Annotated in this window: 22 protein-coding genes; 11 read left to right on the top strand and 11 right to left on the bottom strand. The window is 65.3% G+C overall.

Annotation, left to right across the window (positions count from 1 at the left end):
• Nucleotides 1–9 precede the first annotated feature (9 nt).
• Together JAB4_RS01360 and JAB4_RS01355 are read right to left on the bottom strand one after the other, a co-directional pair.
• The gene (locus JAB4_RS01360) at nt 10–843 is read right to left on the bottom strand and encodes a hypothetical protein (protein WP_139143764.1); all 834 of its coding nucleotides are present in this window, start codon (nt 841–843) and stop codon (nt 10–12) included.
• A gap of 115 nt (nt 844–958) precedes the next feature.
• The gene (locus JAB4_RS01355; RefSeq protein WP_070223312.1) at nt 959–1861 is read right to left on the bottom strand and encodes a LysR family transcriptional regulator; all 903 of its coding nucleotides are present in this window, start codon (nt 1859–1861) and stop codon (nt 959–961) included.
• A gap of 121 nt (nt 1862–1982) precedes the next feature.
• Here JAB4_RS01355 and JAB4_RS01350 point away from each other — a divergent pair, with 121 nt between their 5' ends.
• From JAB4_RS01350 to JAB4_RS01340, 3 genes are all read left to right on the top strand, one after another.
• Nucleotides 1983–3404: an MFS transporter gene (locus JAB4_RS01350; protein WP_070223310.1), complete on the top strand. Its 1422-nt coding sequence runs from the start codon at nt 1983–1985 to the stop codon at nt 3402–3404.
• Between the two features lie 98 nt (nt 3405–3502).
• Nucleotides 3503–3811: a DUF4440 domain-containing protein gene (locus tag JAB4_RS01345; protein ID WP_217495077.1), complete on the top strand. Its 309-nt coding sequence runs from the start codon at nt 3503–3505 to the stop codon at nt 3809–3811.
• Nucleotides 3812–3923: 112 nt separating this feature from the next.
• Nucleotides 3924–4268, top strand: coding sequence for a hypothetical protein (locus tag JAB4_RS01340; protein ID WP_070223306.1), 345 nt, complete (start codon nt 3924–3926; stop codon nt 4266–4268).
• 25 nt (nt 4269–4293) lie between these two features.
• Here JAB4_RS01340 and JAB4_RS01335 read toward each other — a convergent pair whose 3' ends face one another.
• The 5 genes from JAB4_RS01335 to JAB4_RS01315 are packed head-to-tail and all read right to left on the bottom strand — an operon-like array spanning nt 4294 to nt 11023.
• Nucleotides 4294–4869 carry a DUF1349 domain-containing protein gene (locus tag JAB4_RS01335; protein ID WP_070223304.1) on the bottom strand — a complete coding sequence of 192 codons (576 nt, stop codon included), beginning with the start codon at nt 4867–4869 and terminating at the stop codon, nt 4294–4296.
• 25 nt (nt 4870–4894) lie between these two features.
• Nucleotides 4895–6283, bottom strand: coding sequence for a TolC family protein (locus tag JAB4_RS01330; RefSeq protein WP_070223302.1), 1389 nt, complete (start codon nt 6281–6283; stop codon nt 4895–4897).
• Nucleotides 6280–9372, bottom strand: a complete 3093-nt coding sequence (locus tag JAB4_RS01325; RefSeq protein WP_070223300.1) for a MexW/MexI family multidrug efflux RND transporter permease subunit — start codon at nt 9370–9372, stop codon at nt 6280–6282. Before JAB4_RS01325 ends, JAB4_RS01330 begins: the two co-directional genes overlap by 4 nt.
• 12 nt (nt 9373–9384) lie before the next feature.
• Nucleotides 9385–10485 (bottom strand): efflux RND transporter periplasmic adaptor subunit, encoded by a 1101-nt coding sequence (locus tag JAB4_RS01320; RefSeq protein ID WP_070223299.1) that lies wholly within the window; start codon nt 10483–10485, stop codon nt 9385–9387.
• Between the two features lie 55 nt (nt 10486–10540).
• On the bottom strand, nt 10541–11023 hold the full coding sequence (locus JAB4_RS01315) for a DUF2165 family protein (protein ID WP_070223297.1): 483 nt from the start codon (nt 11021–11023) through the stop codon (nt 10541–10543).
• Nucleotides 11024–11148: 125 nt separating this feature from the next.
• Between JAB4_RS01315 and JAB4_RS01310 the strand changes: the two genes are divergently transcribed.
• Nucleotides 11149–11808: a MarR family transcriptional regulator gene (locus JAB4_RS01310; RefSeq protein WP_070223362.1), complete on the top strand. Its 660-nt coding sequence runs from the start codon at nt 11149–11151 to the stop codon at nt 11806–11808.
• On the opposite strand, the gene JAB4_RS01305 is transcribed toward JAB4_RS01310, so the two are convergent.
• Complete coding sequence (locus JAB4_RS01305; protein WP_070223295.1) at nt 11805–13070, bottom strand: MFS transporter; 1266 nt, start codon at nt 13068–13070, stop codon at nt 11805–11807. The two genes, JAB4_RS01310 and JAB4_RS01305, sit on opposite strands and share 4 nt — an antisense overlap.
• 112 nt (nt 13071–13182) lie before the next feature.
• Between JAB4_RS01305 and JAB4_RS01300 the strand changes: the two genes are divergently transcribed.
• Nucleotides 13183–14082, top strand: a complete 900-nt coding sequence (locus tag JAB4_RS01300; protein ID WP_070223293.1) for a LysR substrate-binding domain-containing protein — start codon at nt 13183–13185, stop codon at nt 14080–14082.
• Here the strand turns inward: JAB4_RS01300 and JAB4_RS01295 are convergent.
• Nucleotides 14079–14831 (bottom strand): SDR family oxidoreductase, encoded by a 753-nt coding sequence (locus tag JAB4_RS01295; protein ID WP_070223291.1) that lies wholly within the window; start codon nt 14829–14831, stop codon nt 14079–14081. The genes JAB4_RS01300 and JAB4_RS01295 overlap by 4 nt on opposite strands.
• Before the next feature lie 117 nt (nt 14832–14948).
• Complete coding sequence (locus JAB4_RS01290) at nt 14949–15980, bottom strand: methyltransferase domain-containing protein (RefSeq protein WP_070223289.1); 1032 nt, start codon at nt 15978–15980, stop codon at nt 14949–14951.
• A 127-nt stretch (nt 15981–16107) separates the two neighbouring features.
• Here JAB4_RS01290 and JAB4_RS01285 point away from each other — a divergent pair, with 127 nt between their 5' ends.
• Nucleotides 16108–16998: an AraC family transcriptional regulator gene (locus JAB4_RS01285; RefSeq protein WP_070223287.1), complete on the top strand. Its 891-nt coding sequence runs from the start codon at nt 16108–16110 to the stop codon at nt 16996–16998.
• 57 nt (nt 16999–17055) lie between these two features.
• Nucleotides 17056–17460, top strand: coding sequence for a VOC family protein (locus JAB4_RS01280; RefSeq protein ID WP_070223284.1), 405 nt, complete (start codon nt 17056–17058; stop codon nt 17458–17460).
• Between the two features lie 123 nt (nt 17461–17583).
• Here JAB4_RS01280 and JAB4_RS01275 read toward each other — a convergent pair whose 3' ends face one another.
• Entirely contained in the window at nt 17584–20454 is a 2871-nt protein-coding gene (locus JAB4_RS01275; protein WP_070223282.1) for an insulinase family protein, read from the bottom strand.
• Between the two features lie 296 nt (nt 20455–20750).
• Here JAB4_RS01275 and JAB4_RS01270 point away from each other — a divergent pair, with 296 nt between their 5' ends.
• From JAB4_RS01270 to JAB4_RS01255, 4 genes are all read left to right on the top strand, one after another.
• Nucleotides 20751–22163, top strand: a complete 1413-nt coding sequence (locus tag JAB4_RS01270) for an ATP-binding protein (RefSeq protein ID WP_070223280.1) — start codon at nt 20751–20753, stop codon at nt 22161–22163.
• Nucleotides 22160–22702: a hypothetical protein gene (locus JAB4_RS01265; RefSeq protein WP_227742073.1), complete on the top strand. Its 543-nt coding sequence runs from the start codon at nt 22160–22162 to the stop codon at nt 22700–22702. Before JAB4_RS01270 ends, JAB4_RS01265 begins: the two co-directional genes overlap by 4 nt.
• The gene (locus tag JAB4_RS01260; protein ID WP_070223278.1) at nt 22699–24066 is read left to right on the top strand and encodes a sigma 54-interacting transcriptional regulator; all 1368 of its coding nucleotides are present in this window, start codon (nt 22699–22701) and stop codon (nt 24064–24066) included. Before JAB4_RS01265 ends, JAB4_RS01260 begins: the two co-directional genes overlap by 4 nt.
• Nucleotides 24067–24333: 267 nt before the next feature.
• A complete protein-coding gene (locus JAB4_RS01255; RefSeq protein WP_070223276.1) occupies nt 24334–24696 on the top strand; it encodes a BON domain-containing protein in 363 nt (120 codons plus the stop codon).
• Nucleotides 24697–24699: the final 3 nt, after the last annotated feature.

Genomic DNA, 24699 nt, shown 5'->3' with positions numbered 1-24699 from the left:
CTCAGCGCGTCAGGACGTCACGCGTTCCCAGCCATGCTTGATGGCCGCCTTGAAGTTGTCCCACGCCGACTGGGGATACGTGTGCTCCCACGTGGAACGCAGGTCCGCTTCCACCTCGTCCCATGGGCGGCCCCGGTAGCTGTCGCTGTTGGCCATGGAATGGCCATAGCGGTAGGCGGGATCGTAGTCCTCGAAGCGCGCGCCGGTGGCGACATAGGTGGCGCTCCAGTGGCTGCGGTAGTACTGCTCGTCGTCGTAGCTGGTGCCGGGCAGGTTATCGGCGCCGGGATAGCGGCGCACGTTGGCGCCCGCGCCGGACGACGGCGGCGGCGACGCCATGTCGCTGGCAAACTGCTGCGACCCTGGCGCCTCGTTCATATTGCCGGCGGACGTGCCCTGCTGCGATGGCGCGCCGGACTGCATGCTGGCGCCCTGGCGCCTCGCGCTGTCGTCTTGCGGCGCGCCTTGCCAGCCGCCGGCGCGCCAGTGCTCGGCGTGTGCATCGATGTCGAGCGGCGCGTAGCGCTCGACGAGGTCGGTGGCGCGCTGGATATCGGCGTCGCTCGCTCCTTCCAGGGTCAGCACGATATGCCCGCGCCGCACGGCTTCCGCATAGATGTGGCGGTCGGCGTGGCTGCCGAACAGGTCCGTGAAGAAATGCTTGATGTTGTCGAGCAGGCTGTCGCTGTCGTCGCGGCGGATATTTTCCGTGGCGGAAAATTCGTCGCTGCCCGCATCGTGCAGGCGGATGTTGGCGCTGGGAAATCCCGCCGTGATCAGGTCGTGCCGGGCGCGCTCGGCCATGTCGCGCACGGCGAAAACTGCTGCCAATGTATGTGCCATGATGGTCTCCATTCGATGAACAACGTCCCTTCAGTGTAGGCCGTGCACACCGAAAGGGGCGCCCGTTTGCCCCTTGGAAATCGTTGACCTCATCAAATATTGACGAATTGAAATCTCAGTCGGGCGCGCCCACGAACGCGCGCAAAAAGTCGATAAAGGCGCGCACCTTTTCCGCAATATGCTGGGTGTTCGGATACACGGCATACACGCCCTGTTCCGGGAAGACGACGTCGGGCAGCAGGCGGCGCAGGCGTCCCGCGCGCACCTCCCCCTCCACCAGCCACTGCGGCAGCAGGGCCACGCCGCAGCCGCCCAGGGCAAAGCCCAGCAGCGCCGAGGCGGAGTCGGAATGGATGGCGGCGTCATCCTGCACGGCGAAGGCGGCGGGGCCGTCGGGTGTCTGCACGTCCCAGCGCAGCGGCGAGGCCAGGCGGCTGTGCGCCAGCCAGCGCGCGCGCTGCAAGTCGTCCAAGGTGGCGATCTTCGTGCCGGGCCGGCTGGCCAGGTAGGCGGGCGAGGCGACGGGCCAGATCGCGTACGGCTCGATCAGCGCGGCGCGGTAACTCGAATCGTTGAGGGAACCCATGCGGATGGCCAGGTCATAGCGGCCCGAGATCAGATCTTCGTGCGACGACGACGACGAATGCTGGATCTGCAGCTGCGGGTGGGCGGCGGCAAAGGCGATCAGCGCGGGGATCACCGTGCGGCTGCCGTATTCAACGGTGGTGGTCAGGCGCAGGGTGCCGCGCAAGCCTTGCTGGCCCTGGCGCGCCGTCTCGATGGCGCCATGCGCTTCGCTCAGCACGCGCTGGCAATCCTCGTAAAAGCGCCGCCCCACGTCCGTCAGCGCCAGGCTGCGCGTGCTGCGCGTGAGCAGCGACACGCCCAGCTCCGCCTCCAGCTGTTTCAAATTAAAACTGACGACGGCCTTGCTCTGGCCCAGCACGGCGGCGGCAGCCGTCAGGGAGCCGGCGTCGACGATGGCAATGAAAATACCCAGGCGGTCAAGACTGATCATAAATAAGAAGAGATGCGGGTTGCGGGGCTTTGTCAAAATGGGTTTGACAGTGTAATCGGCGCTGGCCTGTTACGCAAATGACGATGGGCGTTTAAGCTGGCCGTTTGCCATTTGGAGCACCATGGACTATCGCAAAAAAGTGGCGGCCATCTATCTGCTGGGGTTTTTCGTCGACCTGATCAACATGTTCATCACCAGCGTCGCCTACCCCGACATCGGCCATGCCCTACACGCCTCGGTGGCGCAGCTGGCCTGGATCAGCACCGCCTACATCCTCGGCCTGACCATCGTCATCCCGGCCAGCGCCTGGCTGGCTGCCTGTTATGGCAGCAAAACCGTGTTCATGGCATCGTTGCTAACTTTTTTATGCGCGAGCATCGGCGCCGGTCTGGCCCCCTCGATCGAGGCGCTGATCGCCTGGCGCTGCGTGCAGGGCCTCGGTGGCGGCCTGCTCATTCCGCTGGGGCAAAGCATGACCTACCAGCTATATCAACCTGCGGAGCGCCCCGGCCTGTCCTCCGTCATCATGCTGGTGGGCTTGCTGGCGCCCGCGCTGTCGCCCGCACTGGGCGGCGTGATCGTCGACAGCCTGTCGTGGCGGGCGATTTTCTACCTGAACGTGCCGTTCGCGGCGCTGGCGCTGCTGCTGGCCGCCTGCTGGCTGCGTCCCGATCCGCCGCGCGCGGCCGTGCCCCGTCTCGACGTGGGCGGCCTGCTGGCGGGCAGCACGGCGATTTTGCTGCTGCTGCTGGGCTTGACCATGCTCGGTACGCCGGGCGAGTTGCTGACCGGCGCCGGCGTGCTGGCGCTGGGCGCCGCCTGCGCGTGGGCCTACGTGCGCGGCGCGCTGCGCAAGTCGACGCCGCTGCTCAACCTGCGCCTGGCCGCCGAGCCGCTGCTGCGCATTGCCATGCTGATGTACCTGCTGGTGCCGGGCGTCTTCATGGGCGTGAGCCTGTTGGCCATGCTGTATCTGCAGGGCGTGCTGGGCATGCCGGCATCGACGGCGGGCGCCTTGATGCTGCCGTGGGCGCTGGCCTCGTTTGCGGCCATTTCGCTCACCGGTAAAAGCTACCGCCGCGTGGGGCCGCAGCCGCTGTTCATCGCGGGCGCCCTGCTGCAGGCGGCGGGCATGCTGATGCTGCTGCGGGTGGACTCCGCAGATCAATTATTCTGGCTGGCCGGCGCGTATGCCGTGATGGGTTTTGGCGGCGGCTTGTGCAGCAGCACGGCGCAAAGCACGGCGTTTTTGCGCACACCGGACGCGCAGCTGAGCCAGGCCAGCGCCGTGTGGAATATCAACCGCCAGCTGGGCTTTTGCCTGGGCGTGGCGCTGCTGAGCGTACTGCTCAATGGCTTGCTGGCCGCGCACGGTATCGCATCGCTGGACGACCCTGCCCTGCATGCGCGCGCGGCGCAGGTGTTTCACTGGTGCTTTGCCTTGGCCGCCAGCGTGTGCGTGCTGCCTTTGGCGCTGTGCCTGCGCATCGACAACCGCGCCGTTCTCGACCTTTTACATCACCATGGAGCAAGCAAAAAATGAATGCTAAAAATCTTTATTTTGACGACGTTTTATCCACGCATGTGCTGATCCGCGCATGGCTTTCCGGCGCAGCCACGGCACCCGAACATTGCGCTGATTTGCTCGCGCGTTTTTCGCCTGATTTCACGATGGTGGCGCCCGGTGGCAAGCAGCTCGATGGCGCGGGCCTGGCGGCGTTTTTCCGCGCCGCAGGCGCCAGCCGTCCTGGCTTGCAGATGCGCATTTCGGATCTCGTTCTGATACAGGAAAGTGCGGCCGGCGCCACCGTGTCCTACCGCGAATTCCAGTCGCTGCCCGGCGCGGAAAACACCGAGCGCTGGTCCACCGTCGTGTATGAAAAAACGGCCAGCGGCACCCTGCTGTGGCGCCATTTGCACGAGACATGGGTGGCGCCGGCGGCCGCGTAAAGCAGCACCGCGCACGGCATTTTCCTACAGGAAGACTAGCCGTGCGCTGGATGCGCAGTAGGAATTATCGGTTCAAGATGGGATTTTATCGACTATTGGCAGGAGAAGAGCGATGAACGATACCCCCTCGAAGCCCGCAGACCAGGCCCGCAATAGCGGCATGGACAAGACCGCTGCCGCGCAAGCGGATGGCGACGCCTATGCCAACCAGGGCGGCGGCAAGCCCGCCAGCGGCAATGTCGCCAGCGGCCACTGGGCGAACAATGTGATTACGCCACAGAGCCCGCCCGATGCCGTGGAGCAGGAAAACCTGCCTGGCCTGGGACAGCCGGAACACCGCGACCACGTCAAGGGCGTGGCCCAGCAGCCGCACAGCGAAGCGGGCAAGCTGGCAGATGACAGGCCGGGGCGCAACGAGTCGAAAGACGTGCACCGCTCGCTCAACCAGCACGAATAAACAGCCGTGATTTTATGCTGGAAAATCAGCTTAAATCATGCAACGCTTTTTGCAGCGCGGGACCGGTGGAAAACTGCGAAAAAACCACTTCCAGGCCACCGCGTTCCGGCGTGCAGCACATGGGCCCCACGCGGTAGTGGCCAGCCTCGGGAAACGGCGCCAGGCGCAGCAGCGGCCACAGCTTGCCATCGGTCGAATACTGCACCCGGATGACGCCCTTTTCCACCGTCACGCGCAGCCAGAAACCGTCCGGCATGGCGGGCGCGATGCTGACGGCCCAATCCGATTTATCCACCGTCAGCACGGTGCTCAACAGCAGCTGGCCGTCGGAAAATTCGACGCCGCATTTGATCCAGTGTTGCTCGTCGATGCGCACCATCATGCCGGCCTGGTCGTACAGTGCGGAATACTGTGCCGCCACGTGCAGCTGCGCCGTGAAATCGCCATCGATTTCCGTACCGAAAAAGTGGCCGCTGTCGCGGATAAAACCATACGAGGTCTTGCGCCAGAAATCCGTGTTCGCATCCGTCGTCACGCGCAGCTGCGCGGCGTCGGCGGACCAGTTTTCCGGTGGATTGAGCCAGCTGCCTTGCGTGAACATCGCATTTCCTCCTGATCGAAAAATGCTACATAGTTTGCCCCCATCCCAGCGCCTTGTACAGGGCAATCGCATCGATGTAGGACGCCGTCTCCACCAGCAGCGCTTCGCGCCGGATATCGTACAAGGCGCGCTGGTTTTCCAGCACCGCCTGATAGCTGCCACCGCCGCCCGCATAGCGCGTGCTGGCGATGCCGAGGGCCGCGTTGCCGTGGCGCGCCGATTCCAGCAGGGAGGCCAATCGCGTCTGGTTTTCCGCCAGCTGCGTGACGGCGTTTTCCACGTCTTCCTGCGCGACTAACAGCGTCTGTGCATAGCGCGCCAGGGCGCCCTGCGCCTCGGCCTGCGTGCCGCGCAAGCGCGCTCTGACGCTGCCCAGGCGGAAGGCCGGATAGCTGACGGAGGGTGCCACCTCGAAAGCGCGCGCGCCGCCATCGAATACGCCGCTGCCGCGCAGGGCAAAGAAGCCCAGAAAGCCGCCGAGGCTCAGGCGCGGATACAGGTCGGCCGTGGCGGCACCCACGTCTTCGCTGGACGCGGCCAGCAGGCGCTCGGCGCGCACCACGTCGGGACGCTGCTTGATCAACTGATTCACGTCGCCGAGCGGCAGCTGGCCCGCCAGCGGCGCCTGCTGGCGCGGTGTGGTCGCCAGGGCGATGGCGCCCGGCGCTTGGCCGCTCAGCACATCGAGCCGGTACTGCGCCTGGCGCAGGCCCGCCTGCAACGGTGGCAATGCCGCCTCGCTGCGCGCCAGGTTGGCCAGTGCGTTGTGGCGTTCTTCCGGCAAGCCGCTGCCGGCACGGATGCGCGCGTCGATCAATGCCACCGTGTCGCGCCAGCTTTGCACCTGCGCCTGCGTCAGCGCCAGGTTTTGCTGGTAGCCCAGCGCTTCGTAATAATTGCGCGCCACCTCGGCGGCGATCGTCAGCCGCACTTGCCGCAAGTCCGCCTGCGCCGCATCGGCGCGCGCCTGCGCCGAACGGCTCATGTGCGCCAGGCGGCCGAACAGGTCGATCTCCCATTGCGCGTCGAATCCCACGCGCGTGCTGGCGCTGGCGGTGCGGCTGTCGGGCGTGTTTTGCTGCACCGTGCGCTGCCAGCCGGCCTGGCCCGTGACAGTGGGCAGTTCGTCGAGCCGACGTTCGTCGAAGACGGCGCGCGCGGCCAGCAGGTTGGCCTGCGCCTGGGCGATATCGAGGTTGTGTTCGAGCGCGCTGGCGATCAGCTGCGACAGCCGTGCATCATCGAAAAACGTCCACCAAGCGGCCTCGCTGACGGCGCCCGTGCCAGCTGCGAATTGCGCTTGCTGCGGGCTGGCCAGGGTGATGGCGGGCGTGCCCGGCGTGACGTAGGCGGGGCTGACGGCGCAGCCGGCCAGCACGGGGAAAAGGGCAATAAGATAGCGGTAATTTTTCATACGGATTCCTTCAGCGCCTGCGACAGGTCGCGGGCGCGCGGCGTGGCATGGTCGGCCGTGTGGCGGCGGGCCAGAAAGGTGTACACGGTGGGCAGCACGAACAGGGTGAAGAAGGTGCCGATCAACATGCCCGAGACGATCACGACACCGAGGCCGAAGCGGCTGTTGGCGCCCGCGCCGGAAGCGAACAGCAGCGGCACGAGGCCCACCACCATGGCGGCCGTCGTCATCAAGATCGGGCGCAGGCGGATCTGCGCCGCCTTGCGGATGGCCGTGATGCGGTCGAGCTGTTCATGCACCTGCAATTCGTTGGCAAATTCCACCATCAGGATGCCGTGCTTGCTGATCAAGCCGATCAGGGTCACCAGGCCGATCTGCGTGTAGATGTTGACGGTGGCATAGCCGAGCGCCAGCGGAATCAGGGCGCCGCAAATCGACAGCGGTACCGTGATCAGGATGATCAGCGGGTCCGTCAGGCTTTCGTACTGGGCCGCCAGCACCAGGTAGATGACGACGACGGCCGCCAGGAAGGCCAGCAGCAGGGCATTGCCTTCCGTGGCGAACTGGCGCGCATCGGACTGCCAGTCGTAGCTGAAGCCGGGTGGCAAAGTCTTCGCCACGCCGTCGAGGAAGGCGACGGCGTCGCCCAGGGTCACGCCGGGCGCCGGCACGCCCTGGAAGGTGGCCGCGTTTTGCTGGTTGAACTGCGTCAGCATGTTCGGCTCGATCTGTTCGCTCACCGAGACGACGGCGGACAGGGGCAGCAGGCTGCCGTCGTCGGCGCGCACGTACTGCTGCGTCAGGGCTTGCGCCGTGAGTCGCTGTTCGCGCGGGCTTTGCGCGATGACGTCATACGCGCGGCCATCCATGCCGAAGCGGTTCAGATAATTTTCGCCCACCAGCACGGCCAGCGATTCGCCGATGTCCTGCATGCGGATGCCCAGGCTGTTCGCTTTCGAGCGGTCCACGCGCACTTTCACCACGGGGTTGTTGTAATCGAGATCGCTGTCGACGACGGCAAACAGGCCGCTATCGCGCGCGCGCTGCTTGACGTCTTCCATGGTGCGGAACAGGGTGGCGTAATCCTGCGCGCTGCGCAAGACCATCTGCACGGGCAAGCCGCCGCTCGATCCCGGCAAGGGCGCCAGCTGGAAGGCGAAGATGCTGGTGCCTTCCACGTCGCCCACGGCGTGCTGCAATTCGGCCTGGATGACGGCCGCGTTGCGCGCGCGTTCGGCCCACGGAGTCAGGTTGATGCCGCCGATGCTCGATGCCGGACCTTCGCCGCCGTTGATGATCCAGCGCGAGTGCGTTTCGGGGATATGCTTGTAGATGGCATCGAGCTTGTACGAAAAGCGTTCGACGTAATCGAGGTTGGCATGCTGCGGCGCCTTGATCGCCGTCAGCACGCTGGCCTGGTCTTCCGCCGGCGCCAGTTCTCGCTGCGGCAGCAGGTACAAAAACGGCAGACTCACCATCACCAGCGCGGCGAAACCGGCACTGAGCCAGCGGTGGTGCAGCGAACGGTCCAGCAGGCGCGCATAGCGGCTGGTCAAACCTTCGAAGAAATGCTCGGCGGCGCGCGCCATGCGCCCTTCCGATTGTTTCGGCTGCAGCAGCAAGGAGCTCATCACGGGAGACAGGGTCAATGCCACCACGCCCGACACCACCACGGCGCCGGCCAGGGTCAGCGCGAATTCCTTGAACAGCGCGCCCGTGAGGCCCCCCATCATGCCGATGGGCGCATACACGGCCGCCAGCGTGATCGTCATGGCGATCACGGGGCCGGCCACTTCGCGCGCACCGACCAGCGCGGCGGCCACGGGCGTCTTGCCTTCCTCGATATGCCGGTGCACGTTTTCCACCACGACGATGGCGTCGTCGACCACCAGGCCCACGGCCAGCACCATCGCCAGCAGGGTGAGCAGATTGATGCTGAAGCCGAAGGCCAGCATCAGCGCCGCCGCGCCCAGCATCGACAGCGGAATCGTCACGACGGGAATCAGCACGGAGCGCAAGGAACCCATGCACAGGTAGATGACGATGACGACGATCAGCAGCGCTTCGAGCAGGGTGTGCGCCACCTCGTCGATGGATGACTGGATGAAGCGCGCCGTCTCGAACGCCAGCTCCACTTTCACGCCGGGCGGCAGGGTTTTCTGGATCTCGGGCAGCAGCTTCTTGATGCCGTCGACGATCACCAGCGGGTTGCCGCCCGGCGTGGGCGACAGGCCCAGGTACACGGCCGGCACGCCATCCATGATGCCGCTCGTTTCCGTGGCGGCCGCGCCCAGTTCCACCGTGCCCACGTCCTTCAGGCGCACGAGCGACGCGCTGTCATCGCCGCCCTTGCGGATGACCATGTCGCGGAACTCGGCCACGCTGGTCAGATCCGTGTTGACGCTGATGTTGGAGACGACGAATTGTCCCTTCACCTTGCCCGGTGCCGCCTGGTAGTTATTGCGCCGCACGGCGTCGGCCACGTCGGCCGCCGTCAAGCCGCGCGCCGCTAATTTTGCCGGGTCGATCCACAAACGCATGGCCAGCTGCTGGCCGCCATACACGTCGACCTTGGCCACGCCGTCGATGGTGGCGAACATCGGCTGCACCACGCGCGCCAGGTAGTCCGTCAGCGCGGGCGCCGAGACGCTCTCGCTGGCAAAGCCCACGTAGGCCACGGCCGAGGAATCGCCGGCCGAGCGCTCGATGACGGGGTCAAAAGCACCTTCGGGCAGCTTGTAGCGCACCTGGTTGACCTTGGCCATCACTTCCGTCAACGCCTGCGTGGAATCGCGGTTCAGTTCCATGCGCACGGTGACGGTGCTGCTGCCCTGCACCGACGACGAGGTCAGGTAATCGATGCCTTCCACGGACGACACGGCTTGCGCGATCGGCTGCGTGACAAAACCCTGCATCAGTTCCGCCGAGGCGCCCGGATACGTGGTTTTCACCGTGATGGTCGATGATTCGAGCATCGGATACTGGCGTATCGGCAGTTGCAGGATGGCGATCACGCCCAGCATCAAAATCAGGGTGCTGATCACCAGCGCCAGCACGGGGCGGCGCACGAATAAATCGGTAAATTTCATCGTGTGCGCTCCTTAGGAACCGGCCTTGGGCGCGGCGCGCTTGGCCTCGTCCAGGGTATTGGCCACGGCTTGCACGGCCATGCCGTCGGCCAGTTTCAGCTGGCCCGAAGCGACCACGCGCTGCCCTTCGCGCAAGCCGTCGATAATGGCGACACGGCCCCCTGCCCGCTCGCCCAGTTTGACGCCCACGCGCTTGACGGTGAGCGGCTGTTTGCCCTCCTGCTGCGCGACAAAGACCGTGTCGCCGTAGGCGCTGTAGGTCACGGCCGTTTCCGGCACCGTCAGCTGCTGGCCCGCCTCGCGCGCCACGCGCACATTCGCGTACATGCCGGCTTTTAAGGCGCCGCGCGGATTGGAGAGCGCCGCCTGTACCTGCACCATGCGCGAGCGGGCGATCAGCGGGTCGATGGCGTTGATCTTCGCCGTAAAGACGTCGCCCGGATACGCGTCCACCAGCACTTGCACGGCCTGGCCCGGCGCCAGCTTGGCGCTGCTCTGTTCATCGAGGGCGAAGTTCACCAGCAGCGACTTCGTGTCGATCAGGCTGGCCACCGTGTCGGCCGCATTCAGGTACTGGCCCGCGTGCACCTTGCGGATGCCCAGCTGCCCCGCGAACGGGGCGCGGATGGTCTTTTGCGCGATCAGCGCTTCCGTCTGGCGCACGTCGCCCAGGGCCGCGTCGCGCGCGGCCAGGGCAGTGTCGAGCTGCTCCTGCGTGGCCGCCTTTTCCTTGACCATCTGCAGCGTGCGCGCATGGCTGCTTTCCGCGTTTTTCAGCTGTGCACGCTGGCGCAGCAGCATTGCCTGTTCTTGGGCGTCATTGAGCTGTACCAGCACGGCGCCGGCCGCCACGCTCTGGCCCGATTCGAAGCGGATGTGCGTGATCCGGCCGCCCGTTTCGGCCGCCACTTGTACTTGCCGCGCCGCTTCCAGTTCGCCCACGCCCGCAAAAAAGCGCTCTTGCGTGCCCAGCACGACGGGCACCAGCGCCACCTTGGTGGCCGGGTAAGCGGCGGCATCGGCCGCATGCGAGTCGGCACGGGGGTACAGCGCGGCACCGGCGACGGCCAGGGCGATGGCCAGCGCGGAGGCGCCGACGATTTTCGTATTCATGATGAAGTCCTTTACAGCAGTAAAAGGGAAAAAGAAGAGGCGCAGCAGAGGCTGATCAGGTCTGCTGCGCGTTGAAGGTGAAAAACAGCGCCAGGGTCCACAGCAGCAGCACCAGGTGCGTCGTCTGCAAGCCTTCCTGCGCGATCCAGTACCCGAACCACAGGCCGCCCAGGTGCATCAGCAGCAAAAAGGTGGCCATCGCGCACAAGGCCAGGTTCAGCCAGGGCAAGCCAGCAGCCAGGCCGCCGCCGAACAACAGCGCCACGCCCGTCCAGGCGGCGATGGCGGCCAGCAGTTGCAGCGCCAGCACCACGCCCAGCGAGAGCCGGTGCAAGGTCAACGAGGTGAGCGCGCGGCGCAGCAGCGGCGTCTGGATGGTCGGGTCCTGGCGCAGCGGGTCCATGCGCATGGTGTTGCCGATGGCCCAGACGGAGCCGTGGAAGGCGTGCAGGTTGTTGATGGCGGCCAGGGTGAGCCAGGAGGCCAGGCCGGTAGCGAGGATGGCGTGAAACAGCCAGATGGAGTGAGACAGTTGCATGGGGAAATCCTGTCAAAAGAGTACCTTGCCGGCATGCAGGCGTGGAAACTCCTCGACAGCGGGGAGCTACCGGCCTATTATGCAAGCAATTAGTTGGTTAACTGGCCCCATGATAGTTGAGCGAAATGAATTACACAAGTAAACGTTTGGATAATAGCGAAGCGCCGCAAACGACGGAGCGCATCCTGTATTTCATCAAGACCAAGGGACCCGTCTCCACGGCGACCCTGGCCAAGACCCTGGACATGACGGGCGAGGCGGCGCGCCAGCAAGTGCAAAAGCTGGTGGCGGCGGGCCTGATCGAAGGACGCCAGGAAGCGCAGGCGGGCGCGGGACGGCCGCGCCAGAACTGGGTCTTGACGGAAGCGGGCAATGCGCGCTTTCCCGACACGCATGCGCAACTGACGATCAAGCTGATCGGTTCCGTGCGCCAGCTGTTCGGCGAGGCGGGGCTGGATAAACTGATCACGCAGCGCGAAGAGGAAAGCCGCAGCGCGTACGCCTTGGCGTGTTCGGCGCCGGACTTGCCCACGCGGCTGCAGCAATTGGCCGCCGTGCGCGATGAAGAGGGGTATATGGCGCGCGTGGAAGCGGACGGCGACGACTGGCTGCTGATCGAAGACCACTGCCCCATCTGCGCCGCGGCGCGCACCTGCCAGGGCTTTTGCCGCTCCGAACTGCAGCTGTTCCAGGAAGTGGTGGGGCCAAGCGCCAGCATCGTGCGCGAGCAGCACGTGCTGGCGAACGCGATGCGCTGCGTTTACCGGATTTCGCCGCTTTCTTAAGGCTTCGGAAACAGCGGCCAGGTCAGTAGCGCCACCAGTCCCGCCAGCCACCATACGACGGGCCAGTTGCTGGCCGCCAGCAGGTGCGGGATGGCCATCGGCGTGAGGAACAGCCCCACGTAGACGGCCGTGTTCGCCATGCCCAGGGCCGTGCCCGCGTTGGCGCCGCCCGCTTCCGTGGCCAGCTCCGTGTAGGCCACGCCATGCCAGGCGGACACGGCGATGCCGGCGAGCACCACGGCGGCCATCAGCAGCCAGCCCGGCGCCTCCAGCCAGGCGATGCATCCCAGCAAAATGAATGCAGCCAGCGCCACCAGGGCCGAGCCGCGCAGGTAGGCGGGCCGGTTCGCGTGGCGGTCCGTATGGCGTCCGCTCCAGATGCGCATCACCATGGCGCCCGCCTGCAGGGCCACCATCACGGCCGTGATGGCCGCCAGGCCCAGGCCGCCATGGTCGTGCAGGAAGACGGTGGCGTAGCTGAGCACGGCAAACTGGGGCACGCACAGCAAGCCGATGGCGGCCACCATGCGCCAGACCTTTCGATTGCGTAACGGTGGCAGTGGCTTGATCCCGGACAGGCTTTTGGACGCATTGTGCGGCCCCTTGGCGGCCTCGGCAGAGAAATCGGGCTCATGCATCCAGCGCCACGTAAAAAACGCCGACAGGCCGCATACGAGGGCCAGGGCGCCAAACACGGGCATGAAGCCGTAGCGCGATGCCAGGCTGGGCAGGATGAGGGCGCCGAGGCCGCCGCCCAGCGGCACGGCCGTCTGGCGGATGCTCATGGCAAAACCCCGTTCGCCGGGGCCGAACCAGCGCATCACGGCGCGGCCGCTGGCGCCGTTCACGCTGCCTCCCAGCACGCCGACCAGCGCCAGCCCCGCCGCTAGCGCCCATAACGGCGGCACGGACCCGCCAGCGGGCGTAATCCACAGCAGCAAGGCCAGCAGCGCCAGCATGGTGCCCAGCAAGCCGGTCAGCAGCACGGGACGGTCGCCCCAGCGGTCGGTGGCGATGCCCCATGGCAATTCGGTCAGGGCCACGCCCAGGCCCATGGCGCCCAGCGCCACCCCCAGTTCTGTATTGCTCAGGTGATAGCCGCTGCGCAGCCAGATGGCCGTGGTGGGCATGCCGTTGGCGGCGGCGGAAAAGCTGGCATTGGCCGCCACGCCGACGGCGAGCACTTTCCAGCGGTGGGCGTCGCCCAGCACGGGCGCGGTGACGGGGACAGGAACGGGAATGGCTTGGCAACTGGTGTTCATGGCAGGGAGAGAAAAGTGGTTGACCCTGACAGTGTGGCGCGCTACGATCATTCTGAATATCAGATAATTTGTGCCACACCATCCCATAAAACCGGACGATCACCGCCACGCCATGAGCCTGCTTAATTTCGACATCGCCTTTCTGCGCAGCTATGTGGCTGGCATCGAGCTGGGCAGCTTTGCCCGCGCGGCCGACAAGGTGGGCCGTTCCACCTCGGCCGTCAGCGCGCAGCTGAAAAAACTCGAGGAGCAGGCGGGCATGCCCCTGTTCCGCAAGGATGGCAGGGGCCTGGCGCTGACGCCGGCCGGCGACGTGCTGCTCGGCTATGCGCGCCGCCTGCTGGAACTCAACGACGAGGCGGCCGTCGCCTTGCGCGGGGCGGAACTGGAAGGGTGGATCCGGCTGGGCTTGCAGGAAGATTTTGGCGAAGCCTTGCTGCCTGACGTGCTGGGGCGTTTTGCCCGCGCGCATCCGAAAGTGCGCATCGAGGCGCACGTGGCGCGCAACACGGCCCTGATGGAAGGGCTGGCCATGGGCCAGCTGGACCTGGCCCTGCTGTGGGGCGGCGCCTGTATCGCCGACGTGGCCGAATATCCGCAGCAGCAGCGCCAGCATATTGCCGAACCGTCCATGCGCTGGATCGCCTCGTCCAGCCTGGCCTGGCGCCCCGAGTCGGGCGAGCCTTTGCCGCTCATTACGTTCGACCGCGAATGCCTGTTCCAGCGCTGCGCCACGCAGGCGCTCGATGGGGCCGGCATCGCCTGGCGCACGGCGTTTACCAGTCCCAGCCTGGCGGGACTGTGGGCGGCGGCGGCGGCCGGGCTGGGCGTGACGGTGCGCACGGGCCTGGGCTTGCCCTCGACCGTGCGCGCGCTCGATCACGTGGAAGCGGGCTTGCCCGCCCTGCCTCCGCTGTCGCTGGAATTGCTGCGCGCCTCAAGCGTGTCCAGGCCGCCCGTCGAGCGCCTGGCCGGCTTGATCATCGAATCGCTGCAACAGGATGCCGCTTAAAACGCCTGCGCCGTCGGGCGCAGCACGATCTCATTGATAGCCACGTCGGCCGGCTGCTCGATCGCATACGCGATGGCGCGCGCCACGGCATCGGCGGGAATGGCGATCTGGTAGAACTCCTTGACGGCCTTGGCGCTCTCGGCGTGGCTGCTGCCCTGGCTCAACTCCGTGTCCACGGCGCCCGGCGCAATGACGGTGGTGCGGATGGTGCCGCCGCTGGCCGCCAGCTCGTGGCGCAAGCCTTCTGAAATGGCGCTGACGGCAAACTTGGTGCCGCTGTAGACGGTGCCGCCCGGGCTGAAGACTTTTTGTCCCGCCACCGACGAGATATTGATGAAGTGGCCGCTGTTTTGCGCCTGGAAGTATGGCAGGACGGCGGCGATGCCGTTCAACACGCCTTTGATGTTGATATCGATCATGTTGTTCCACTCGTCGACTTGCAAGGCGCTCATCGGCGCGATGGCCATCAGCCCCGCATTGTTGATCATCACATCGACCTTGCCGAACACGGCCAGGGCCGTGTCGACCAGGCGCTTCAGGTCGCCCGCCTGAGTGACGTCGGTCTGGGCAATGGCGGCCTGGCCGCCGGCGGCCGTGATTTCCTCGGCGATGGTATTGAGCAAATCCATGCGGCGCGCACCGAGCACGACGCAGGCGCCCAACGCGGCCAGATGGCGCGCGGTGGCTTCTCCCAGGCCGCTGCTGGCACCGGTGATGAGGACGACTTTCCCTGCAATAGCTTGACTCATGATGGGTTCCTTGTGAAGGCAGCACAGTGCTGCGGATGACATCGATCAATGCCGGCACAGCTTAGCGCATTTGCGTCCTTTTTTGCTATAAAAAAGATAATTGCTAAATGGTAATTGTTAGGCACGAGCAATCAGCACCTGCACGGGGGCCATGGGAAAATCGCTGGCGCCGTATTGCTCCACTTGCCGCCAGCCCGTGTCGCGCAGCAGCTGCGCCAATTCACCGTGCCGTGTCACCGTGCGGCCCAGCATGCGCATTGGCAAGTAATACGGCAGCACGCGCGCCGCGTCGCCCGGCGCCGCCGCGATTTCCGCCTGTATGCAGACGAGCACGCCACCTGGCTTCAAGGCTGCCTGCATCTTGCGCAAGGCAGCCGCCATGTCTGGCACGAAATGCAGCACGGACGAGCACCAGATGAGGTCGTAGCCGCCGCCGATATCGTCGCTGTCCAGGTCGCCGCCCAGGGTCTCCAGGCGGTCGGATAGTTGCGCATGGGCGATGTTCGCGGCCGCCACGGCCACCGTTTCCGGCCAGTCGAAAACGCAGCCGTGCACGCCCGCATGGGCTTGCGCCAGCGCAATGGCCACCCAGCCGGGACCGCCGCCCGCGTCGAGCAGGCGCAGCGGCGTGTTGCCGTCCGCAAACGGGGCGACGCGCTGCATCACGCACAGGGCGGCGCGCATGGTGACGGCGCGCTGCTCCTGGCCGATTTGCTGCTGCGCGGCGGTGGCCCAGTTGACCCCGCTCGCCGTGCTGTAGGGCGTTACTTTTCCGCCGTCGCGCACCAGGGTGTTGAGCTGTGTGGCGAAATGGCGCAGCGCGTGCAGCCGGTACAGCCAGGCGTCGCCGCAAAAGGCAACAGAGTCGCGGCAGAAATACTGCAAGGTGGTGGCCGTGCAGCGGTAGCGTAGTGCCTCAGTATCGGCGCCGTCGCGCTCCAGCACCTGCATGCTCCAAAGCAATTCCAGCAGCAGGGCCGTGTGCGGCGCATGCAGCGACAGGACGTCCGCCAGTTGCGCCGGCGTGTGCGGCGTGGCCAGCACCTCGAAAATACCCAGTTCCAGGGCGGCGGCCAGTCCATCGGCCTGGACGGGCGCGACGGCCAGGTCCCAGTATGGTTGCAAGGCGTGTTGCGTATCGAATGACATGATCTTCCTTTCGGCGAGGTGGGCATCAGCGTCATTTTATGCAACAATGAGAATAATTATCATTTGCATTTATATGCGGCACGGCGTATTTCGTATGCGCGACGGCGCGCAAGGACAGGGAGGAGCGATGAGGGGACAGGACAGGGAAGCGGCAGGCTGGACGCGGCGCCAGCTGGACCCGGGGTTGAAAGAGTGCCGCGCCGACCAGCGCCAGGTCGACCAGGGCTTGCTGCTCGTGCATTCCGACTACCGGCCACGGCTTGCGCTCGTCGAGCCATCGCAGCATGACGACGGGGGCGGCATGGTGATCACCATCGGCCTGGAAGGCGCGTCCGCCTACGCCACGCGCGATGGCGAACAATTGCGTTTCCAGGGTGGCCATACAACGATGACGGTGTTCCGGCACGTCAGCGGCGAGCGCCGTTTCGAGGCGCATCAACGGGCGGCGCAATTGCGCGTGCTGATCGATGAAGAGGCGCTGGCGCGCTACTGGCCGGAGGGGTTGGCGTCCCTGCTGCCCCACGGCGGCGCGCGCCAGCTGGCGCATGCGGCCACCACTGCGGCCGCTACCCTGCACGCCCGCTCGCTGCTGCGCGCGACGGACCCGCTGGCCGTGCATATCGGCGTGCTGAGTATCCTGGCGGAACAGCTGCGGGGACTGCGGCCCGCGCCCGCATCCGTGCCGCGCTGGTCCGAGGCCGACATCGTCAAATTGGAACGCGTCTACGCGCTGATGCAGGAGCAGATGGCGCAGGCACTCACGCTCGATTACCTGTGCGCGCAAGCGGGCTTGAGTTTGTTCAAGCTCAAGCAGGGATGGCGCTACCGCTATGGCGACAGCCCCCAGCGCACCCTGCTGGCGCTGCGCATGCAGCGGGCAAAGTTACTGCTGGAAAATGGTTGCCAGGTGGCGCAGGCGGGCTGGCAAACGGGCTACCGCCACCCGGCCAATTTCAGTGCCGCCTTCAGCCGCTATTTCGGCTACGCGCCGAAGACCGTGGGACGCGCGGGCGCGTAAAAAGCCGGTGTAGAATCGGCGGGCAGCATCCATAACTACGACCCACAAGGAGACATGATGGCCCGCAAAATCTTTGTCAATCTTCCCGTCCAGTCGCTGGAACGCTCCGTGGCGTTTTTCACGGCGCTGGGCTTCAGTTTCAATGCCCATTTCACGGATGAAACAGCGACGTGCATGATCGTTGCCGACGATATCTTCGTGATGCTGTTGACGCACGACAAGTTCAAGCAATTCACGCCCAAGCAGCTGTGCGATACCAAGGTAGCGACGGAAGTGCTCGTGTGTTTGTCGGCCGAGAGCCGGGGCGAAGTCGATGCGCTGGTGGCGAAAGCCGTCCAGGCGGGCGGCAGCATCTACAAGGAGCCGATCGATTTCGGCTTCATGTATGGCCACAGTTTCCAGGATCCCGATGGGCATCAGTGGGAATTGATGTACATGGAAGCAGGCGCCGTACCTGGCTGATCGGTGGTGGTGTCGGATTACGCGGCGTGCCGCCGCTAATCCGACCTACGCTACGGCTCAGGCAGATCGGGTAGGTCGGATTAGCGCGGCAAAGCCGCGCGTAATCCGACGTCTCCGGCCAGCTTAGGAAGCCAGCGCCAGCAGATCGACCACGTCCAGGCCGGCCAGGTCTTGCGTCGTATTGCCCGCAAACGCGGCGCGGCTTTGCTGGCCGTTTTTCAGCCAGGTGTGCGTGACGTCCTTGATCTGCGCCAGGGTGCAATTGAGCACGCCGGTACGGAACTGCTGGCGCACGGCTTCCGTCGTGCCCCGCTGCTGCATGTTCCAGGCCGTCAGCGCTTCCGCGTACGGCGAGTGCGGCTTGTCGAGGCCCTTGATGACGCAGATGATGGCTTCTTCCACCTGCTCTTGCGAGAAATCGCCGTCGAGGATCTGGTCGAGCGTCGTGCCGAAGTCGGCGAACGTGCCGGCCAGGCGCGGATCGCGGTAGGAGCTCAGCGTGAACGTGCCGGCGCCGGCCGCGTAGCTGGCGCTGCCGCCATACGCGCCGCCTTTTTCGCGCAGGGCCGTATGCAGCACCTGGTTGGTCATCAGCTCGGCGGCCACGGCCAGGGCCGCAGCATCGGGATTATGCACGCCGGGCACGGCCCAGGAAACGAAGCAATGGTTGATCTGGCTCGTCGCATACAGGGCCGTGTTGGCCAGTGGCAAGGTAGCCGGAGCGGCGGCAACGGCTGGCGCGGCCGCCTCCGTGCTGGCGGCCGGCAACTCGAGCAGACGTGCCAGCGTGATGCCATCCTGCTCCAGGCCCGCGCACAGCACGGTCGGCGGCTGGGCGATGATGTGCGCATGCAGGGTGTCGAGTTCGCGTGCGATTTCCTGCAAGCCTGCCGACGTTTTGCTCAGCTGCTGCAAACGGCGGTAAAACGGCAATGCTGCCGGGCCGCCGACGATGTCGTCGAAGCGGCGCGTCGGCGACAGCGGCGCTGCCGAGGCAAGCATGGCGTAGCGGTTGCCCGATTCGGCCAGGCTGGAGAGTTTGTCTTGCACCAGGCTTTCGATCAGGAACGCCAGGCGCTCTTCTTCATCGAAGCGTGGCTTGGCGATCCAGGCCGACAGCACGGCGGCGATGGCCGCGTGTTCTTCGCGCAAGCCGCTGGCCGAGAACGACAATTCCACGCGCATCGCTTGCTGCGGGCGGGGAATGGCTTCCAGGCCGATGTGGAACGACGGCACCATGCTCTGGCGCCAGGCGCTGGCGTCATCGAACGACATGTCGCCCACGCCCAGTTCCGGCGCCAGGTCCGTGTACAGGCGCAGCCATGGCCACGACGCTTCCGGCAGGCCCGACACGTCGTACAGCACGTTGGCATAGCTGATGCCGTTCGAGGCAATGCTGAACGCCACGGCGCCATCGACGGCCGGTGGAATCGGCAGGGCCGGGCGCGGCGCGGCGCTGACGTCGCCAGGGCGGATGCGCGGCAGCACTTCCGAATTTGACGGCAGCTGCTGATGCGCTTCCAGCGCTGCGGACTCGGCCACGATGTGTTCGCGCTCGGCATCCGTCAGCTTTGCCTGCAGGGCCGCCAGTTTGGCGTCTTCCTGCGCGGCGCGGTCGGTAAAATAGGCGCTGTCGGGCACCACGTGCGTCGTCAGACGGGTCGGGTTGGCGATCAGCTCGCGCACCAGCTGCTTGAAGAATGCCGGGTCGTCGATCTGCTGCTCCAGGGTTTCCAGGATGGCCGCATTGTCGAAGGCGTCCATCACGTTGCCGTCGTACATGGCCAGCGGCAAGGCGTGCAGCAAACGGCCCAGGCCGTAAGGCATGCGGCCGCTGCTGATTTCGCGCTGGCTGTATTTGATGTCGCGCAAGGCCGCGTGCAGCACGGCGGCGGGAATGCCCTCTTCCGCCGTTTCTTCCAGCGCGGCCCAGATGCGCTGGTGCGCATCGGCGATCTGTTCTTTGGTTAAACCTTCCATGCCGATGTGGAACACCATCTGGCGGATGCCCGCGTCGCGGCCATTCATGTCCGATGGGCGGCCATAGCCGGCCGATTCCATGGCGCGCATGACGGGCGCCGACGATTCGCCGAGCAAGCCATGCGACAGCAAATGCGCGTGGTAGTAGGCGATGGGGTCGCTCGATTCGCCCATCAGCCAGGCAAATTGCAGGCCGAATTCATCGTCGCGCGCTTCCTGTGAAGGAATCTTGACGATGTTTTCCTGCGGCGCCGTCCACGCGGGCGCCAGCTGCGGCAGGCGGCGCGGGCTAAAGCCGCTGAGCTTGGATAGCACGCGCTCGGCGACCTGCTCCTGCACGGCCGACGCTTCGATATTGCCGGCGGTCATGATCACGGCTTGCGAAGGATGGTAGTGACTGGCGTGGAATTCTTTCAGCATGGCATGCGTCAGCTCGGGGATGTCGAGCGGATCGCCGCCCGATTCCACTTCATACGTCGTGCCCTTGAGCAAGGCGCTGGCGATGCCGCTGTCGAGCGCGCGCATGGGGCTGTTGAAGGCGCCCTTCATTTCATTGAAGACGATGCCCTGGTACACGAGCTTGTCGCCTTCGAACGCATGGCGCCAGCCTTCCTGGCGGAAGTTCAGGTAATCGAGGTTCGGGAAGAAGGCCGCATCGAGATAGACGTCGAGCAGGTTGAAGAAATCCTTGCGGTCGGTGCTGGCGAACGGGTACACGGTGCGGTCCGGATAGGTCATCGCATTCATGAAGGTGGCCGTCGAGCGGCGCAGCATCGAGAAAAACGGGTCGCGCACCGGGTAGCGCGACGAACCGCACAAGGCCAGGTGTTCGAGGATGTGGGCGCGTCCGTCGCTCACTTCCGGCACAGTGGGAAAGGCCACCAGGAACACCATCTCAGCCTGCTCGGTATGCATGTGGATATGGCGCATGCCCGTTGCTGGCTCGACATATTGCTCGATGGTTGCCTGCAAGACTGGAATGAAGTTGCTGCTGACTTTTTCAAATGTGCTCATGCGGTATGGGATCTCTTCGGTAGGTGATTCGGAGTGTCGGTGGGGCTGCATCACATGTGGGGGCAAAGTGGCGGAATGCCAGGACTGGCCGCCAGGGCGGGGTGTCACTTTGATGCCTGCGTGAAGTTTTCCCTATTGTACTAGGAGTATTCGTGCGCCGCCGCCGGGCCTCGCTTGTCGGCCGGAAAAGCAACAATGTTGCAAAATAAGCTATTTTTGGACAGGTGGCGCCCCAGGATGGGGGCTTAGCGTACCATGCGCCTTTTGCACTCCAGACTGAACCGAAGGCGCCTACCTTGTCCCGACTTTCCTTTCGCCAACTGTTATTTGCCGCCTTCATTTTGACGACGGGTATCTTGACGGCCACCTCCGTGCAAGCCCTGCTGACCCTGGAGCACCTGGCCCGGCTGGGGCGTGAGACGGCGGCGCAGGCGATCGCCCTGACGGAACAGTCGCAGCGCCTGTCCGAGCGCACCCTGGCCATGGAGCGCAGCGCGCGCCAGTTCCTCGTGCTGGACGACCCCGTGTTCCGCGAGCGTTACGCGGCGGCGCGCGAGGAAGCGACGGCGGCGCTGCAAGTGCTGAACCGCGCCACGCCCGAATTCGCTCCCCAGCTGGCCGACGAATGGACGGTGCAGGCGCAATCGGCGTGGGAAGTCTTGCAAGCTGGAAAACGCCGCAAGCGCGATGGCCACGCCGTCGTGTACCGCGCGTTTGCCCGCATGACGCAGATCAATGACAGCCTGGCGCGCGAAAGCAAGACGGAAATCGGCAGCCGCAATGACGCGCTGCTGGCCGAGCTGGAGCGCCAGCGCCGCCTGCTGGGCCTGCTGGTGGGCGGCGCCGTGCTGCTGGCGGCCGTGCTGGCCACCTGCTTCGGTTTTTTACTCTCGCGTCCGCTGCGCCGCATCGAGACGGCCATCGAGCGCCTGGGCGAGAAGCGCTACGACCAGCCCATCGTCGTCGGCGGCCCGGCCGACACGCGCCGCCTGGGCCAGCAGCTGGACTGGCTGCGCCAGCGCCTGGCGGACCTCGATGCCGACAAGGAACGTTTTCTGCGCCATATCTCGCATGAGCTGAAGACGCCGCTGGCGGCCCTGCGCGAAGGCGTGGCCTTGCTGGAAGACGAGGTGGCCGGCAAGCTCAGCGACAGCCAGCGCGAAATCGCCGGCATCTTGCAGCAAAACACGGCCTCGCTGCAAACCCAGATCGAAGACTTGCTGCGCTACAATACCGCCGCTTTTGACGCCCAGCATCTGGCGCACAGCAAGGTCGACTTGCTGGTCTTGCTGCAAGATGTGGTGGCCGCGCAGCGCCTGCAATGGCTGGCGCGCCGTTTGACGGTCGAGGTGCAGGGCGAATCCCTGATCGTGCAGGCCGACCGCGACAAGCTGGCCACCGCCCTGGCGAATTTGCTGTCGAATGCCGTGCGTTTCAGCCCGGAGGGCGGCACCGTGCGTTTCACCCTGTCTTGCGAAGGAGGCCGCGTGCGCATCGATTGCGTCGACGAGGGGGCCGGCGTGGCGCCCGAGGATGCCGCGCGCATTTTTGAACCGTTTTACCAGGGAGTGCGCCAGGCGGCCGGCGCGCGCAACGGCAATGGCATCGGCCTGTCCATCGTGCGCGAATATATCGCCGCCCACGATGGCAGCGTCACTCTTTTACCGCGCCAGGCTGGCGCGCATTTTCGGATAGAACTGCCCTTATGATGACGAGAACTTCCCTGGCCGGCATGGCCGCCTGTGCGCTGCTGTTGGGCGCTTGCGCCGCCAAGCCCCCCACCCAGACGCCCGTGCTGGTACAGACGCCGCCGCGCGTGGTGGTCGTGGCCGACCCCCAGCTGGCCGAACTGCTCGCGTATCAGAGTGCCTTGCGCCTGATGACGCCGTCGGAACTGGCGAAAGCGCAGCTGGACCTAACGAAAGCCGATCATGCGCCGCACAACACGCTACGCCGCGCCATGCTGCAGGCGACCGTGCGCGGCCCCGGCGACCTGGCCCGCGCGCAAGCCTTGCTGGAACCGCTGGCCACGGCCACGGGCAAGGACGCGCAGCTGCTGGCGCCGCTGGCGCAATTGCTCGGCAGCCAGTACGCGGAACTGCGCCGCCAGGAAGAGAGCATCGACAAGCTCAACACGCAGTTGCGCGACGCGCAGCGCCGCATCGACTTGCTCAATGAAAAACTCGAGGCACTGAAAAACATCGAGCGCAGCCTGTCCGTGCGCCCTGCCGCAGGAGCGGCGAAATGAGCGAGCACGCCCACATCTTATTGGTCGACGACGACCCCGACCTGCTGCGCCTGCTGACCATCCGCTTGAAGGCGGGCAACTATCGCGTGACGGCCGTGGGCAGCGCGGAAGCGGCGCTGGCGCGCCTGGCCGTGGAATTGCCGGCCCTGGTCATTACCGACGTGCAATTGCCGGGCCGCGACGGCCTGGCTTTGTTCGATGAAATCCGCCGCCAGCACGCGGCCCTGCCCGTCATTCTGCTCACGGCGCACGGCACCATTCCCGACGCCGTCGACGCGACGGCGCGCGGCGCGTTTGCGTATCTGACGAAGCCGTTCGACGGCAAGCTCTTGATGGAAAAGGTGGCGTACGCCATCAACTTGTCCACCGTCATGCCGGCGCCGGCGTCCGGCGACGAAGGCTGGCGTGCCGAACTGATCAGCCGCAGTGCGCAGATGGCCGAGCTGCTGGCCGAAGCCAAGCTGGTAGCGGGGTCCGACGCCAGCATCCTGATCCGCGGCCCCAGCGGCACGGGCAAGGAATTGCTGGCGCGCGCGCTGCACAACGCCAGCCGCCGCGCCAAGGCGCCGTTCATCGCCGTCAATTGCGGCGCCATCCCCGAGCAGCTGCTGGAATCGGAACTGTTCGGCCACGTGAAAGGCTCGTTTACGGGCGCCGTCGGCAACCGCGAAGGTTTATTTCAGGCGGCCGATGGCGGCACCCTGTTTCTGGACGAGATCGGCGACATGCCGCTGCCGCTGCAAGTCAAATTGCTGCGCGTGCTGCAGGAGCGGGCCGTGCGGCCCGTGGGCGCCGACCAGACGCGGCCCGTCGACGTGCGCTTGCTGTCCGCCACGCACCGCGACCTCGATGTGGCCATGGCGGAAGGGCAATTCCGCGAAGACCTGTATTACCGCCTCAACGTCGTGACCTTGACCTTGCCGCCGCTGGCCGAGCGCCGCGAAGACATCGCCTTGCTGGCAAACCATTTCCTGCAGAAACTGGCGGCCAAGTATCAAAAACCGTTGAACGGCTTCGCGCCCGACGCCCTCACGGCGCTGGTGGCCGCGCCATGGCCGGGCAACGTACGCCAACTGGTCAATGTCGTCGAGCAAGTGTGCGCGCTGGCCACGGCGCCGCTGGTGCCCTTGTCGCTGGTGCAGCGGGCCTTGCGCGTGCCGTCGCTCGAAGCGCTCAGCTATAACGAAGCCAAGCAGCGCTTCGAGCGCGACTACCTGATCCAGTTGCTGCGCCTGACGGACGGCAACGTGGCCGACGCGGCCCGCCTGGCTGACCGCAACCGCACGGAGTTCTACCGTTTATTGCAGAAATATGAGCTGACGCCGGCCTTGTTCCGGGCCGACGGCGACCCTGTCGCTGATTAGCGACAAAAATAAAGCGTTAAAAATCAGCGGCTTAACCTGAAACATTGATATTGTTGCCACAAGCTGTCGCTGGCAGGCGACAAAAAGCCCCCTTTTTCGGGCCGGATCCGGCGGAAATGGGCTGGAAAAATCGGCTTTGAATATAAGTACTTGATTTTGAAGGGAAATTAAAAGCTGGCACGGTGCTTGCTGTATGGGTAGATGTGACGCTTCAAAGTGTTGCTTTATCCAAGTAAGAAGCTTTTAACTTCATTGAGAGGAACTACCATGCAAACATCGAAACTGTTCAATACCCTGGTTGCCGCTATCGTACTGTCGGGCGCCTCGATCACCGCTTCGCATGCAGCTGACTCCGCCCCAAAAGCACAAGCTCCTGCTAACACTGTCGTGGCCGCCAACGCCGCCGCTGCCGTCCCTGATGAAACCATCACTTCCTCGGCCAAGGCCGCCCTGAGCGCCGATGCGCAAGCCGCTGCCCTGCCAGTCAAGGTAGCAACCCAGCAAGGTGTGGTCGTCCTGTCGGGCGATGTACCGAGCGCCGAAGCGGGTGACCGCGTCGTGCAGATCGTCGCTTCCGTGAGCGGCGTGAAAGAAATCAAGAACGAGCTGAAAGTCAAAGCCGCCGGTTAATCC

The sequence above is a fragment of the Janthinobacterium sp. HH102 genome (assembly GCF_001758625.2).
In the GTDB taxonomy this organism is placed as follows: Bacteria; Pseudomonadota; Gammaproteobacteria; order Burkholderiales; family Burkholderiaceae_D; genus Janthinobacterium.
This window is presented reverse-complemented; position numbering and strand designations above follow the sequence as displayed.

Coding starts and splice junctions, on each gene's coding strand:
- JAB4_RS01340 (WP_070223306.1), top strand. CDS start 3,924: ATGAACGATACCCCCTCGAAGCCCGCAGACCAGGCCCGCAATAGCGGC.
- JAB4_RS01320 (WP_070223299.1), bottom strand. CDS start 10,485: ATGAATACGAAAATCGTCGGCGCCTCCGCGCTGGCCATCGCCCTGGCC.
- JAB4_RS01300 (WP_070223293.1), top strand. CDS start 13,183: ATGAGCCTGCTTAATTTCGACATCGCCTTTCTGCGCAGCTATGTGGCT.
- JAB4_RS01305 (WP_070223295.1), bottom strand. CDS start 13,070: ATGAACACCAGTTGCCAAGCCATTCCCGTTCCTGTCCCCGTCACCGCG.
- JAB4_RS01275 (WP_070223282.1), bottom strand. CDS start 20,454: ATGAGCACATTTGAAAAAGTCAGCAGCAACTTCATTCCAGTCTTGCAG.
- JAB4_RS01280 (WP_070223284.1), top strand. CDS start 17,056: ATGGCCCGCAAAATCTTTGTCAATCTTCCCGTCCAGTCGCTGGAACGC.
- JAB4_RS01290 (WP_070223289.1), bottom strand. CDS start 15,980: ATGTCATTCGATACGCAACACGCCTTGCAACCATACTGGGACCTGGCC.
- JAB4_RS01265 (WP_227742073.1), top strand. CDS start 22,160: ATGATGACGAGAACTTCCCTGGCCGGCATGGCCGCCTGTGCGCTGCTG.
- JAB4_RS01360 (WP_139143764.1), bottom strand. CDS start 843: ATGGCACATACATTGGCAGCAGTTTTCGCCGTGCGCGACATGGCCGAG.
- JAB4_RS01315 (WP_070223297.1), bottom strand. CDS start 11,023: ATGCAACTGTCTCACTCCATCTGGCTGTTTCACGCCATCCTCGCTACC.
- JAB4_RS01335 (WP_070223304.1), bottom strand. CDS start 4,869: ATGTTCACGCAAGGCAGCTGGCTCAATCCACCGGAAAACTGGTCCGCC.
- JAB4_RS01295 (WP_070223291.1), bottom strand. CDS start 14,831: ATGAGTCAAGCTATTGCAGGGAAAGTCGTCCTCATCACCGGTGCCAGC.
- JAB4_RS01350 (WP_070223310.1), top strand. CDS start 1,983: ATGGACTATCGCAAAAAAGTGGCGGCCATCTATCTGCTGGGGTTTTTC.
- JAB4_RS01310 (WP_070223362.1), top strand. CDS start 11,149: ATGAATTACACAAGTAAACGTTTGGATAATAGCGAAGCGCCGCAAACG.
- JAB4_RS01255 (WP_070223276.1), top strand. CDS start 24,334: ATGCAAACATCGAAACTGTTCAATACCCTGGTTGCCGCTATCGTACTG.
- JAB4_RS01330 (WP_070223302.1), bottom strand. CDS start 6,283: ATGAAAAATTACCGCTATCTTATTGCCCTTTTCCCCGTGCTGGCCGGC.
- JAB4_RS01260 (WP_070223278.1), top strand. CDS start 22,699: ATGAGCGAGCACGCCCACATCTTATTGGTCGACGACGACCCCGACCTG.
- JAB4_RS01285 (WP_070223287.1), top strand. CDS start 16,108: ATGAGGGGACAGGACAGGGAAGCGGCAGGCTGGACGCGGCGCCAGCTG.
- JAB4_RS01325 (WP_070223300.1), bottom strand. CDS start 9,372: ATGAAATTTACCGATTTATTCGTGCGCCGCCCCGTGCTGGCGCTGGTG.
- JAB4_RS01355 (WP_070223312.1), bottom strand. CDS start 1,861: ATGATCAGTCTTGACCGCCTGGGTATTTTCATTGCCATCGTCGACGCC.